At 38.8% G+C, this 12,483-nt stretch carries 20 protein-coding genes; 17 read left to right on the forward strand and 3 right to left on the reverse strand.

Features of this window, described 5'->3' with window-relative positions; translation table 11 throughout:
* Window positions 1-91 precede the first annotated feature (91 nt).
* The 12 genes from nifX (at window position 92) to AACU32_RS18010 (ending at window position 6,692) form a co-directional block, all read left to right on the forward strand.
* Window positions 92-505 carry a nitrogen fixation protein NifX gene (gene nifX / locus AACU32_RS17955; RefSeq protein ID WP_339378032.1) on the forward strand — a complete coding sequence of 138 codons (414 nt, stop codon included), beginning with the start codon at window positions 92-94 and terminating at the stop codon, window positions 503-505.
* Window positions 502-978 carry a NifX-associated nitrogen fixation protein gene (locus AACU32_RS17960; protein WP_096601895.1) on the forward strand — a complete coding sequence of 159 codons (477 nt, stop codon included), beginning with the start codon at window positions 502-504 and terminating at the stop codon, window positions 976-978. The genes nifX and AACU32_RS17960 overlap by 4 nt, the downstream gene beginning before the upstream one ends.
* 179 nt (window positions 979-1,157) lie before the next feature.
* Window positions 1,158-1,358 carry a CCE_0567 family metalloprotein gene (locus AACU32_RS17965; protein ID WP_096601898.1) on the forward strand — a complete coding sequence of 67 codons (201 nt, stop codon included), beginning with the start codon at window positions 1,158-1,160 and terminating at the stop codon, window positions 1,356-1,358.
* Entirely contained in the window at window positions 1,355-1,672 is a 318-nt protein-coding gene (nifW, locus tag AACU32_RS17970) for a nitrogenase-stabilizing/protective protein NifW (protein ID WP_096601901.1), read from the forward strand. The genes AACU32_RS17965 and nifW overlap by 4 nt, the downstream gene beginning before the upstream one ends.
* Before the next feature lie 10 nt (window positions 1,673-1,682).
* Complete coding sequence (locus AACU32_RS17975) at window positions 1,683-2,483, forward strand: HesA/MoeB/ThiF family protein (RefSeq protein ID WP_096601904.1); 801 nt, start codon at window positions 1,683-1,685, stop codon at window positions 2,481-2,483.
* 222 nt (window positions 2,484-2,705) lie between these two features.
* Window positions 2,706-3,077 (forward strand): HesB/IscA family protein, encoded by a 372-nt coding sequence (locus tag AACU32_RS17980; RefSeq protein WP_096601907.1) that lies wholly within the window; start codon window positions 2,706-2,708, stop codon window positions 3,075-3,077.
* A 168-nt stretch (window positions 3,078-3,245) separates the two neighbouring features.
* Window positions 3,246-3,545: a 2Fe-2S iron-sulfur cluster-binding protein gene (locus AACU32_RS17985; RefSeq protein ID WP_086686966.1), complete on the forward strand. Its 300-nt coding sequence runs from the start codon at window positions 3,246-3,248 to the stop codon at window positions 3,543-3,545.
* 106 nt (window positions 3,546-3,651) lie between these two features.
* Window positions 3,652-3,906, forward strand: coding sequence for a FeoA domain-containing protein (locus AACU32_RS17990; protein ID WP_096601910.1), 255 nt, complete (start codon window positions 3,652-3,654; stop codon window positions 3,904-3,906).
* Window positions 3,907-4,103: 197 nt separating this feature from the next.
* Window positions 4,104-4,436 (forward strand): hypothetical protein, encoded by a 333-nt coding sequence (locus AACU32_RS17995; RefSeq protein WP_096601912.1) that lies wholly within the window; start codon window positions 4,104-4,106, stop codon window positions 4,434-4,436.
* Window positions 4,437-4,720: 284 nt separating this feature from the next.
* Entirely contained in the window at window positions 4,721-4,891 is a 171-nt protein-coding gene (gene psb34 / locus AACU32_RS18000) for a photosystem II assembly protein Psb34 (protein WP_339378034.1), read from the forward strand.
* A gap of 322 nt (window positions 4,892-5,213) precedes the next feature.
* Window positions 5,214-5,801, forward strand: coding sequence for a DUF3455 domain-containing protein (locus AACU32_RS18005; RefSeq protein WP_096601916.1), 588 nt, complete (start codon window positions 5,214-5,216; stop codon window positions 5,799-5,801).
* A 9-nt stretch (window positions 5,802-5,810) separates the two neighbouring features.
* Window positions 5,811-6,692, forward strand: a complete 882-nt coding sequence (locus AACU32_RS18010) for a UTP--glucose-1-phosphate uridylyltransferase (RefSeq protein WP_096601919.1) — start codon at window positions 5,811-5,813, stop codon at window positions 6,690-6,692.
* Between the two features lie 142 nt (window positions 6,693-6,834).
* Here the strand turns inward: AACU32_RS18010 and AACU32_RS18015 are convergent, their stop codons facing one another.
* A complete protein-coding gene (locus AACU32_RS18015; RefSeq protein WP_096601924.1) occupies window positions 6,835-7,044 on the reverse strand; it encodes a TOBE domain-containing protein in 210 nt (69 codons plus the stop codon).
* A gap of 886 nt (window positions 7,045-7,930) precedes the next feature.
* Here AACU32_RS18015 and AACU32_RS18020 point away from each other — a divergent pair.
* The 4 genes from AACU32_RS18020 (at window position 7,931) to AACU32_RS18035 (ending at window position 11,041) form a co-directional block, all read left to right on the forward strand.
* Window positions 7,931-8,527 (forward strand): CBS domain-containing protein, encoded by a 597-nt coding sequence (locus AACU32_RS18020; protein ID WP_339378035.1) that lies wholly within the window; start codon window positions 7,931-7,933, stop codon window positions 8,525-8,527.
* Between the two features lie 383 nt (window positions 8,528-8,910).
* Window positions 8,911-9,375, forward strand: a complete 465-nt coding sequence (locus tag AACU32_RS18025; protein WP_096601927.1) for an ankyrin repeat domain-containing protein — start codon at window positions 8,911-8,913, stop codon at window positions 9,373-9,375.
* Window positions 9,362-10,648 carry a nitroreductase family protein gene (locus AACU32_RS18030; RefSeq protein WP_096601930.1) on the forward strand — a complete coding sequence of 429 codons (1,287 nt, stop codon included), beginning with the start codon at window positions 9,362-9,364 and terminating at the stop codon, window positions 10,646-10,648. Before AACU32_RS18025 ends, AACU32_RS18030 begins: the two co-directional genes overlap by 14 nt.
* A gap of 18 nt (window positions 10,649-10,666) precedes the next feature.
* Window positions 10,667-11,041, forward strand: coding sequence for a hypothetical protein (locus AACU32_RS18035; protein WP_096601933.1), 375 nt, complete (start codon window positions 10,667-10,669; stop codon window positions 11,039-11,041).
* Between the two features lie 31 nt (window positions 11,042-11,072).
* Here the strand turns inward: AACU32_RS18035 and AACU32_RS18040 are convergent, their stop codons facing one another.
* Together AACU32_RS18040 and AACU32_RS18045 are read right to left on the reverse strand one after the other, a co-directional pair.
* Complete coding sequence (locus AACU32_RS18040) at window positions 11,073-11,546, reverse strand: hydrogenase maturation protease (RefSeq protein ID WP_096601936.1); 474 nt, start codon at window positions 11,544-11,546, stop codon at window positions 11,073-11,075.
* Between the two features lie 78 nt (window positions 11,547-11,624).
* The gene (locus tag AACU32_RS18045; protein WP_096601940.1) at window positions 11,625-12,047 is read right to left on the reverse strand and encodes a hypothetical protein; all 423 of its coding nucleotides are present in this window, start codon (window positions 12,045-12,047) and stop codon (window positions 11,625-11,627) included.
* Window positions 12,048-12,139: 92 nt separating this feature from the next.
* Here AACU32_RS18045 and AACU32_RS18050 point away from each other — a divergent pair, with 92 nt between their 5' ends.
* Complete coding sequence (locus AACU32_RS18050; protein WP_339378037.1) at window positions 12,140-12,298, forward strand: hypothetical protein; 159 nt, start codon at window positions 12,140-12,142, stop codon at window positions 12,296-12,298.
* Window positions 12,299-12,483 lie beyond the last annotated feature (185 nt).

Below are 12,483 nucleotides of genomic sequence, written 5' to 3' on the forward strand. Positions count from 1 at the left end.
AATAGTCAACGGTCAATAGTATATAAACATTGACTCTTGACTTTGGACTTTTGACTATTGACCAAAAACAACTGATAAAGGACAAATAAAAATGAAAATTGCCTTCACGACAAGTGACCGAGTTCATATTAATGCTCACTTCGGATGGGCAAGACAAATTGAGGTTTATGAAGTCTCCGATGAAGGATCTACATTTGTTGAGACTTTAAACTTTGAGGGCGACCTGAAAGAAGATGGTAACGAGGATAAAATCACACCTAAACTAGAAGCGCTAGAAGATTGCACAATTGTTTATGTATTAGCAATTGGTGGTAGCGCTGCTGCTCGTTTAATCAAAAAAGGCGTAACTCCAATTAAAGCGCGATCGGAAGACGAAGAAATCGCAGAAGTGTTAACTAAATTAGTCAAAACACTTAAAGGTAATCCTCCACCTTGGTTGCGTAAAGCTTTAAAGCAAAAAGACACAACCTTTGCAGATGAATTAGAAAATGAAGCAACCGTATGAGCATAGATAATAGTGTTAACGGTACCGCCAGCACCACAGTATCAAACTCACCTTTCCTGAAAGCGATCGTCCAACAAATTCGGGGACAAGATACCTATGGAACATACCGGAAATGGTCTGATGATTTAATTCTTAAACCCTATGTGGTTACTAAACAAAAGAAGCGGGAAATTCCTATTGATGGTGAAGTAGATCCGCTTACTAAATCACGGATCATGGCATTTTATAGAGCCATAGCCGCTTGTATTGAAAAGGAAACAGGTCTAATATCCCAGGTTGTAGTCGATATAAACCATGAAGGGTTTGGCTGGGTACTTGTTTTTTCTGGCCGCCTTTTGTTAGTAACAAGAACCTTACGTGATGCTCATCGCTTTGGCTTTGATTCCCTGGAAAAAGTCGCAGAAGAGGGAGCGAAGTTAATAGACAAAGGTGTTGATTTAGTAAAACGTTTCCCCGAAGTTGGCAAGCTTTAATTAATTAGTCAATAGTCAATGGTCAATGGTCAATGGTCAATGGTCAAGATTATCAGTTTTTGGACTCTGGACTCTGGGCTCTGGACTCTGGACTTTGGACTCTGGACTTTGGACTCTGGACTTTGGACTTTTGACTCTTGACTCTTGACTTTGGACTTTGGACTTTTGACTTTGGACAAATGACAACTGAAGAACTACAAGGAAAAATCAGACGGCTCAATAGTAAAGCAGGTCAAATGAAGATGGATCTGCACGACTTAGCAGAGGGACTACCAACAGACTTTGAGAAATTGATGGATGTTGCAGCCCAGACTTATGCAATCTATCGCGAGTTAGATGAACTTAAGAAACAGCTTAAAAAAATGGAGAAGGGTCAATGAGCCGGACTATTGATGAATTTAAGCAGCTCGTAGATGCAGAGGAATTCTTTCAGTTTTTTAACCTGCCCTACGACCAAAAGTTTGTGAATGTTAATCGTTTACATATTTTGAAAAAATTCTCCCAATTCATGCGAGAAGTCGATGAGAATTATCCTGATTTAAAACCCGAAGAAAAACTCGAACAATATGCCATAGCTTTGCAAAGAGCTTATGACGTATTTGTCGAATCTACACCCCAAGAACAAAAGCTGTTTAAGGTGTTTAACGACAAGCAAAAAAATGTAGTCAAGCTGACAGAAATCACTTCTGATTAGGAGGTAAAAAGTGGTAAATCTAACGCCTACCGAATTAGAACGCTATAGTCGCCAAATGATGCTCCCTAATTTTGGCGAAGTAGCTCAGAAGCGCCTGAAGTCAGCGACGGTTCTGGTTACAGGTGTGGGGGGATTAGGCGGTACGGCGGCGCTTTACCTAGCTGTAGCGGGCGTTGGGCGACTAATCTTAGTTCGGGGTGGTGACCTGCGGCGAGATGATATGAATCGTCAGATCCTCATGAGTGACGATTGGGTAGGTCAGCCAAGGGTATTCAAAGCTAAAGAAACTTTGGAAGCGATTAATCCTGATGTCCAAGTGGAAGCAGTTCATGATTACATCACCCCGGAAAATGTAGATGCGTTGGTACAGTCTGCTGATATGGCGCTTGACTGCGCTCACAATTTTACCGAACGCAATTTGTTGAATGAAGCTTGTGTGCGTTGGCGAAAGCCAATGGTGGAAGCAGCAATGGACGGGATGGAGGCTTACCTGACTACGATTATTCCTGGTGTGACTCCTTGTTTGTCTTGTCTGTTTCCAGAAAAACCTGATTGGGATCGGCGTGGCTTTTCAGTTCTGGGGGCTGTTTCTGGAACATTGGCTTGTCTAACAGCACTAGAGGCGATCAAGCTGATTACTGGGTTTAGTCAACCGTTACTGTCACAACTGTTGACAATAGACCTGAATCGGATGGAATTTGCTAAGCGGCGTTCTCAGCGCGATCGCTCTTGTCCAGTATGTGGTAACAATGCACCCTGGAGATACGCGCAATCAGGTTCAATGGAACCCACCAGTAATTGCACAACATAATCAACTGAGATCAATTCGTAATTCGTAATTCGTAATTACGAAGAACAAAATTTAAGTTTGAATCTGGAACTAAATTTTGCATAATTGGTCTGATTTACACCCAAAATTGCTTAGTAGTTTGTCTTCTGCTGTTTGTAAATACAAATGACAAATGACAAATGACTAATAACAAATACCCCACCTGTAATCAGAAAACCTTATCGCTATAAATCAGGAGAATTGATGACTGTAACTTTGACAGAAAAAGCCGAATTTCGTCTGCGGGCATTCTTGGTCGCTTCTGCCCCTGAAGCTAACGGTGCAACTAAAGGTGTCCGCATTTCTGTAAAAGATGGCGGTTGCAGTGGCTATGAATATGGAATCGATATTACTAGCAAGCCGCAACCAGACGATTTGGTCATTGAGCAAGGCAAGGTGCTACTTTACGTTGATGCTAAAAGCGCACCGTTATTGAAAGGAGTTGTTATCGATTTTATCGATGGGGTAATGGAAAGCGGCTTTAAGTTTACCAACCCTAATGCAACTGATTCTTGTGGTTGTGGCAAGTCCTTCAAAGCTGGTGATTGCACACCTGATGGTGTACCTTGCAGTTAACACTGTTTCAGACTTGATGACATCATTAGTACCGCTTTGTTCCGTCTGGCGGTAATAGTGTGGAGTCTGGTGCAGTAAAGCTATAGGTAGCTTAACAACGAGTAGCACAGAGCGACGACAAATTCTGGGAATTAAACCTAATTGTATAAAGTTGAGGAGAATCGGAAAATGGCTACCTACCAAGTTAGATTAATCAACAAAAAGGAAGACCTCGACACCACAATTGAAGTGGATGAAGAAACCACCATCCTAGAAGCAGCAGGTGAACAAGGTATTGATTTACCTTTCTCTTGCCATTCCGGGTCTTGCTCTAGTTGTGTTGGTAAAGTTGTTGAAGGTGAAGTAGATCAATCCGATCAAATCTTCTTGGATGACGAGCAAATGTCTAAGGGCTTTGCTTTACTTTGTGTTACTTACCCCCGTTCTAACTGCACAATTAAGACTCATCAAGAACCATATCTTGTCTAACGTGTAGTTATAGCTTGAACTAGGATGCAGGATGAAAATACTTTTCATCCTAGCCTGGATCAAGCTGTTTTCAAAGGTTCTATATAATTTATATTTACTACTTTTCATGTTTACCCCTTTTACTATTAAGGGTTGTTCATTAGAATTGCTGAAACCAGCAGAGAAAGGAATTATCACTTTCTGTAATATTACCCATGAACAAATCCGTAAGCAATTGCTAGAAACTGGTGTAGATATAGGAAATAAAATAACTGTAATTCAAAAATTTCCAGTTTTACAAATCAAAGTTAATGATATCAATATAGCAATAAATATAGAAACAGCCCGCGCAATTTATGTACGGATTATTGATAATGAGTAATCAAATTTTGATTTAGATGCCCGACTTCTTTAAGAAGTCGGGCATCTGGGCAACATGTTGAATTGTTGACTATATTTAAATTTTTTAACATCGTTTGAAATATTAGATAAGTTACTTTAAGGTTATCGGTGAGGCGATGTCTTCGACGGTAAACTACGCAGTAGAATTGAGTAAGAGCGCTTGATTTAAGAGAAAAAGTGTCAATACCAAAACGAGGCACAAGAAAAATTGTAGTTGATGGAGAGCCTTTTATTTGGCTGATCCGAAGACAAGCAACCAACGATCAAGCAGATTATGGTTGTGGGTATATTCATGTTGCGGTGGAACATGCTCAAGAACCCGGTTCAGTATTAGTGATTCGCACCGATAGACCTCACCCCCAAGATTGGGGGACATTTGAAGTCCAACCAGTGAAACCAAAAGATGTAGCTGAATGGATATTGCAAACAATGCGATCTGGTTGGGAGCCAAGAAGTTTAGGCTCACCATTTATTGTTCAAGTAGTCAGAGATTTTATAGAAAAAGTCTGAAGCTTTCGGTAGTGTCAAACTAACTCAGGACTTACGCCAGCGCGATCGCTATTCTAATCTTAGGTTCAAAGCTTAAGGGGAGCAGTTTCCATGTCGATCGCGTAGTGGTTTGGCGCGTTGTGTAGGTCTTGGGAAAGTTAGCCTTCATGCGATCGCCTAACCTCCCATTCCTGATAAGCGATTTTTATAAATCCTATCAGACTTTTTTTGTCAAGTCCTGTTGACTATTTGTAACAAACTCGTTATATTAATTTACATAAGTTAACAAACAAGGAATAAAAAACATGTACACCACAGTTAATGAAGACGGCGTTCTCAACAACTACGCAACTGAACCCAAGGTTTACTACGCTGAATACCCTGCAATTTGGGAACAACGCAAATATGTTTTACAAGGTGTGTTCGCTACATTACTTGTTACCACTCTAGTTTTGGTTGGTATTACTGTTAGCTAAGATTTTTAGACAACGGTTTAGGTATCTTTCATCGTTATTCATACTCTTGTGCATTACCTCAGCTACCAAGCTGGGGTTTTTTGTTGGGTACGCGATTCAACAGCTTGCTACTCACTCAGGGGTGCATCTACCTTTGGGTAGAGGTTCCGATTGCTTGCAGCAGAATTCGACAATAGTCTGAGTCGTTTGGTTGAGTGCTTCCCGTTTTTCCACTACCAATTTATATATTTCGTTGGGGTGATATCAGACTTTTTTCAGATGTTTCTCATTTTTCCATCTCCTAAAATCCAGAACTATGAGGTCATCTTGAAGACGATTTTTTATGAACACAACTTATTTGCGTAATATCACTCTGTTGCTTGTGCTGTTTGGGTTGAGTGCTGGTAGTACCCAAGCCCAAACCACATCCACCACTTCCCTAGAAGTACCAAAAGATTTGCAAGTCCCCCAAGGCCAAAACCTGCTGTTAAAAGCAGCTGCTAAAGGTTCACAAATATATGTTTGCAAGGCTAAATCAGATAATCCTAACGCTTTCGAGTGGACGCTTAAGGGGCCAGATGCAGTGTTGTTAAATGAACAGGGACAACAAATAGGTAAACATTATGCAGGCCCTACCTGGGAGTTGAATGACGGTAGTAAAGTTGTCGCTCAAGTAAAAGCTCAGGTAAAAGCACTGCAACCTCGTACAATTCCCTGGTTGCTGTTGTCAGAGCGATCGCACGAAGGCAATGGTATATTAAGCTCTGTAAATTGGATACAGCGCCTGAATACAATTGGCGGTAAAGCTCCTGCTAGCGGTTGCGATCGCGCTCACTCTAACAGTGAGGTTAAAGTCGCTTATCAAGCAGATTACTATTTTTGGGGCGTTCCTACTAACAAAAACGTTCCCAGACAAACAACTCCAAAATAGTTTTTACTTATGCAAATAAATCAAGTGAGAAAAGCAGTAATTCCGGCTGCTGGTTTTGGTACTAGATTATTTCCTGCTACTAAAGTTGTCAAAAAAGAACTTTTCCCAATTATTGATCAACATGGGAGAGCAAAACCTGTAATTTTAGCAATTGTAGAAGAAGCAATTAGCGCCGGCATTACAGAAGTAGGCATTGTTGTACAACCTGATGATCTGGGAGTTTTTGTAGATTTATTTAAAAATCCACCCACACCAGAACTTTGGCAAAAACTCTCGCTTTCCAATCAAGAATACAGTCAATATCTGCAAGAATTGGGTAAAAAAGTTGTGTTCTTAACCCAACAAGAACAAGCAGGATATGGTCATGCAGTATTTTGTGCTAAAGACTGGGTAGAAAATGAGCCATTTCTGTTAATGTTGGGGGATCATGTTTATAAATCTGATCTTGATAAATCTTGTGCGCAACAAATTGTTGAACTTTATGCACAAGTTAATCAAAGTGTGGTTAGTTTAACTACAATGCCAGCTGCAATCATCAACAAAGCGGGATGTGTCACAGGAGTGTGGCAAGAATTCAATTCACTGATGACAATCACACAACTTGCAGAAAAGCCCAGTATTGATTATGCACGCCAGCATCTACGTGTAGAAGGCATGGCAGAAGATGAATTTTTATGTGTATTTGGTTTATATGTATTGACACCAAAAATTTTTGATTATTTGGCAGACAGCATTCATAAAAATTTCCGCTACCGTGGTGAATTTCAGTTAACTACTTGTTTGGATCAATTATGTCAGGCAGAAGGGATGACAGGTTATGTAATGAAAGGTAAATGTTTTGATACAGGTTTACCAGATACCTATCGCCAAACATTAATTGATTTTAGTTAAAATTTAACAGGGAACAGAGAAATCCCCATCGCCAGTAGAGTGTGTGATTGCTGAGGGTACTGATCACCAAAAATATAAAATAAGGTGCGCTACACTTTATTAACGCACCTTACCAAATATATATATAATTTTTAACTATTGCTTAATCAACAGCAACTAACACATCCGATGCTTTAATAACAGCGTAAGCTTGCTTACCCTCTGCCAATCCCAGCTTGTCTGCTGAGGATTTTGTAATTATTGCTACTACTTCTACTCCTGGTGCTATTTCTAAAGTGACTTCACTATTCACAGAGCCAGCAACAACTTTTTTCACAGTAGCTTTCAATGAATTACGAGCGCTAATTTCCATTTCTGGATACCTTTTTTATTTCTGTATACTGGACAACAGTAGCAAAGAATATTAGTAAGCAGATAAATTTTTTAGATTTTCTTAATAAAACAAGTTAGCTAGATATTCCGATAGATAAAACAATATATTTATTTTTCTTGTTGAGTTATTTGCTATTGTTATTTTTTAAATTAGATGAGCATTAAGTTATAAATTTTAGCATTTTAAATTAACTATAAAACTTGAAAAAAGCTAAATTTTCATATAAACATTATGGAGTAATAGTCAATGGTCATTCTTACTTAAATTAATTGCGAGCGCAGATTTTCATGATTATATTTATTGACATGTAGCTAATTTACTGTTAGTTGCTTAAATCCTATTTTCATGGAAATCAGGATAAATATCGTATTTCGGGAAAATAAAAAGTTCATGATAATACTTCTTAGCGTTTTTTAACCCTTTTATTGATGAAATATCTGGGGATCTTTATAAAGCATTCATAATTCCAACTTATGAGAGTGATACTATATAAGTAAGCTAAATTGTTGCCAGTCAACCAGACTTCAGCAAAAGCGATTACAGACTTAACTCAGACATTCCTAACTTAATGCTGGTTAAGTTTAAAGATGAGGCAGAGAATCTGAGATCTTCAAGAGAAGTCAGAGGGGAAAATGCGTAAATCTTCTGTCTCCAAATAACCAGAGTACTTAAGTTATGAAGTAGCTTAATATTTCTCCAACGGAATGTCTAATTTCCGTAACCACTTTTCCATGCAGCGAACTTATTTTCTAATACTTAAATTGGAATTTGAGTTAGTTGCAACTATGAAATGCGGTTTGGGAAGAATTGCAGCAGTTTAGAATCAATCCCCTTACTTGCAAAACAAATTTAAGGAGCCAGGATTATGAGAGCTAAACAGATTATGACTCAAGATGTAGCTACTATTCGCGGTTCCGCTACTGTAGCAGAAGCAGTCAAATTAATGCGGCTCAAAGAATTACGGGCGTTGATTGTAGAACCTCGTCACAGTGGTGATGCTTACGGTATTGTTACCGAGACTGATATTGTATCTAAGGTTGTTGCTTATGGCAAAGACCCAGAAGTGATGCATGTCTACGAAGTCATGAGCAAACCCTGCATTGTGGTTAATCCAGACCTAGATGTAGAATATGTGGCGCGGTTATTTGCTAATACTGGTGTATGGCGTGCGCCTGTGATCCAAGGTCAATTATTGGGGATTATTTCTGTCACAGATATTCTTACTAAAGGTGACTTTGTCGAAAAACCAAAATTAAAATTTGTGCAGAAAGAACTTCAAAAAGCTATCTCAAATGCTCGTTCTATTACTGCTAACTATGGTGCAGATTCTAAAAGAGCCGAGGAAGCTTGGGATTTAGTAGACGAACTAGAAGCTGAAGCTGGTTATTATGGCGCACATAAACCAGAGAAAAAAGCCAGACAACTATTCGCTGAAGGTAGAGAATATGTGTCTGTCGGTTAATTGATTTGTCTGGTGAGATGTACTGTTTAAAGCATCAATTTTCTCATCGCATAACTCATTAACCTGCTAATTTATCTCTTGTTAGCCTTCTCTCTCCTGAGATAAAAGTTGCACAACTTAGGTAGTCTGGATAGATACCGGCTTGGGTGATGCATTCCCTACTGACTAAATTGGTGCTTTTGGCCAATCAGCAATGGTTCGTGATTAAGAAGTATTTACTGTTAATTGTTGTGGTCTAACAGTTAACAGTAACTATACATTCTTCATAGTTTAATGGGTCTCATAGCATTTCTTTAACATGGTGGGTAATGCCCACCATTATCTTTTTTAAGAATTGCTATGACAGGTATTTGTGCGGATGTGAATCAATAGCGAGGATGTTTATGAGTTCAAGAAATCAGCAAAATCTGAGTAAAACAACTAGCCTTTGGCTGAGTGAGAAAGGGTACAATCCTGATGACTTAAATCAGAAAGGTGAAAATGGTGATACAGCTTTGATGAAAGCTACCAGAGAAGGTATTTACGCGGTAGTTGAGGAACTAATTGCTTTAGGTGCGGATATTAATTCCCGAAACAACGACGGTAATAATGCTTTGTGGTTTGCTTGTTTTGGTAACTACTTCGATTTGATGAATTTGTTGCTTGCTGCCAACATCAATATTGATAACCAAAATGATAACGGGGCTACTGTTTTGATGTATGCAGCATCAGCTGGAAAGACAGAAGTAGTTAACTTGTTGTTACAACATCATCCTAACATAAATTTAAAAAACTTAGACGATTTTAAAGCAATAGATTTTTCTAGTAATGTAGAAGTCTTAAGGATACTCAAAAATGCCTCAAAGTAAACAAAGAGAGTTAGACTATCATCAAGCAACAAAGCATTCTTACTTATCGGTGCAGCTCGATCCAAATTATGTGGATGCTTCAACTCAACCATCTGCATTTAAAATTTATCCAAAGTTTTATCGGCGAGTGAAATTAAATCTCAATAATCCTAGTCACTCGTTTATCAGTTTAACCAGTACTGTAACTCTAGAAAAGATGTATAAAGATGGTGCGCAAAAACTGCGTGTAAATCCATCTGCTGGAGCTTTATATCCGACTGAGGTTTATGTCCAGATTCGCGGTATCGAGGGAATGGTCAATGGGATATATCATTTAGAAGTTGAGAATAATTGTCTAACACTCATCTACGAATTAATTGATGATGGGCTAGAGAATTATATTATACCGGGTAAATGTATCAATGGATTCATTTTTTTAATTAGTTGTGTTTATTATAGGTCTAGCTGGAAATATAAAGACAGGAGCCTGAGATATTGTTGGCTTGATAGCGGTCATCATTTAGGTGCAATTGCTGCTTCAGCCTATATTCACGACAAAGAGATACAGTTAATTTTTGATTTTGATAAACTCGCTCTCAATGCGGCTTTAGGATTTGAGAATAAAGAGTTTATTACTGCTTGTGCGATTTCCGGAGCAGTGGAAGAAAAGAAAATCAGACATTTAAGGTTGAAAGTTCCTTTTGTCTGTGGCACTGATTATTTTGAAGCCAATGAGTTTATAGAATCAGGCTATCAAAAAACATCGCTCCAGAAAAGTCGCCAACAGAAATTAGTGCATCCCCAGTTTAACTTTGATCGGGATAAATTCTTCCAGACTGTTTGGATGAGGCGATCGTGTAGACGATTTCATAAGCAGTCAATTTCTCAAGAAAATTATTGGCGGATATTGCAACATCTTGCACAGCCGATACCAACAGAGAATTTGGAAGAGATAGAAATTTATTCTGTTGTTCATCAAGTTAGGGGAATGACTCCAGGATTATATAAGGGTAAGCATCTAATTAAGGCGGGCAATTTTAGTGAAAAAACAGGTTACTTGTGCATTAATCAAGCGATCGCTAGAGACAGCGCTGTAACTTTATTTTTTGTGTCCGACTATATAAATTATCAAACAGCTATGCAAATAGCTGGTTTTTTAGGGCAAAGAGTTTATCTTGTTAGCAATTTTTGGGGCATCCATTGTAGTGGGATTGGTGCTTTCTATGATGATGAAACTCAAGAATTCTTAGAAACTAATAAAGATGTTCTCTATGCAATGGCAATTGGAACATAAGTAAGGAAATCAACTCAGATGACTAAAGAAATTTACTCCCCAGAAGATGATTCACATCCAATGCAGCTGACTTCAGCAGATATTATCCTGCGTCAGCAACTAGAGTATTCTATTAGCAGGTACTTTTATGAAGCCTGCGATCGCACTATCCAAAATCTCTTATCTAACTGTCGCTGGTATATGACTACTCACGCCACTGTGATGGTACTAGTGATAGAATGTCCCGATCCAGTTACCAACTGGCGTATCTTACAAAAAATTGTCCCAATGGCGACAATACTCAACCCCATTGTCAGCAGCGCTAAAATCCGCGTCTGTCCTCCAGAAAGCCAGGGAATACCTTTTGAAATGCGGGTAGATGAACTCTCTGTTTATCGTGACTTAGCCGGCTAATATTGCTGTATTGAAAGTCAACAGTCAACAGTCAACAGTCAACAATCTGTCTGATGGATGCAGCTACCTCTTCAAAAACTAGATCAGCAGAATGTTTCACCGCAGGACTTAATTCTAATCCCAAATCAAGATTTGCTGCTTCGATGAGGTAAACTGTCACCTCTTCGGGAAAGTCATGTTGAAAGATTTTCCGTCCGGCGGCTAAAGCATTATCCCAACGAAAATCATGCAAGTTATAACTAGGTTCCGGTAAAGCTTCTAATTCTTTACCTGGAACCTTAAATACTGCACCTGGTTGCGAACCAGTAGAACTTGCATCAATCACAATTAATTGTTTGCTACCTCTAGCTTGAAACATTACTTCCATCCCTGCGGTTCCACAGTCATACACTCGCACATGGGGATGAGGATTTTGGGCTAGATATTGTTGTAGGCGTTGGGCAATAATTACACCTACAGCGTCATCACTGCGATTGAGATTACCACAACCAATAATAGTGAGCATTTGTTAAAGATGATTTTTAGGGGCACAACCAGTTGTGTCCCTAATGTTTATTGTATCTCAAAAAAAGTTAATTAGAAACTAAAACTCTACACCATGTTGTTTGGCAATTTGAATTAGTTTTTCACATTGTGTTTGTCCTGCCTCTAGCAATGCAGCATTTGCTTGTTCAGGAGTATTACCGTCTTTTGGTATTAAGTATTTGACATAAAGTGAGACAAAATCAGTTAAAGCGGCTACACCAGATAAAGCATGTTCATCAGCTTCCTTCCCCGCGATCGCAGCTACTAAACCTGCTTTAATTGGGTCTGGTTTTACTTTCATAAACTGGTCGATCAGTTTGGGAATGTAGTCTTGTGGGGATAAGTTTTGCAACTTACTGGTATCTGGAGTAAAGTCGAATCCTGCGGTTTTTGCCTGTTCTAAAACACACCATTCTGTAAATTCTTGGAGTGCGGTTTCTGGAAGGCGAGGAAGATATCTATGTAGGGCAATATCAGACACAAGCTTACCTTATAAATTTCAATTTTTTGCAGTGAATTAAGGCAAGCGTAACGCAGTGTTTATAGAAGTTTTAGTGTGTTAGGCTACGACTCTTGAATAAGATAGTGCGATTAGTGCGATCGCTTGATGTTAGTTATAAAGACTCAGGTATATTAACGTTGGGTTTTATTACGCTTTTTGTTAGTTGTCAGCGATCGCTGAGTAGTTCGACAGGCTCACTGTGCGACTTGCTGAAGTGTGAGCGGTTTTAAAACATATTTGCTACTGATTATTAACTACGAACTACTGACAAATACTTCACAAGGGGGTGAAGTATTTTATTGTTCAAGCTGCTCAATAGCTATCATTGCTTTATTGCTGGCAATTGTTATGTAGTATAAAATGTGAAACGACGCTGCTTATTTGGTTATTTTCTCTGTAAAAATTTAAAGCACTC

The organism is Calothrix sp. NIES-2100, from assembly GCF_963875285.1.
In the GTDB taxonomy this organism is placed as follows: Bacteria; Cyanobacteriota; Cyanobacteriia; order Cyanobacteriales; family Nostocaceae; genus Aulosira.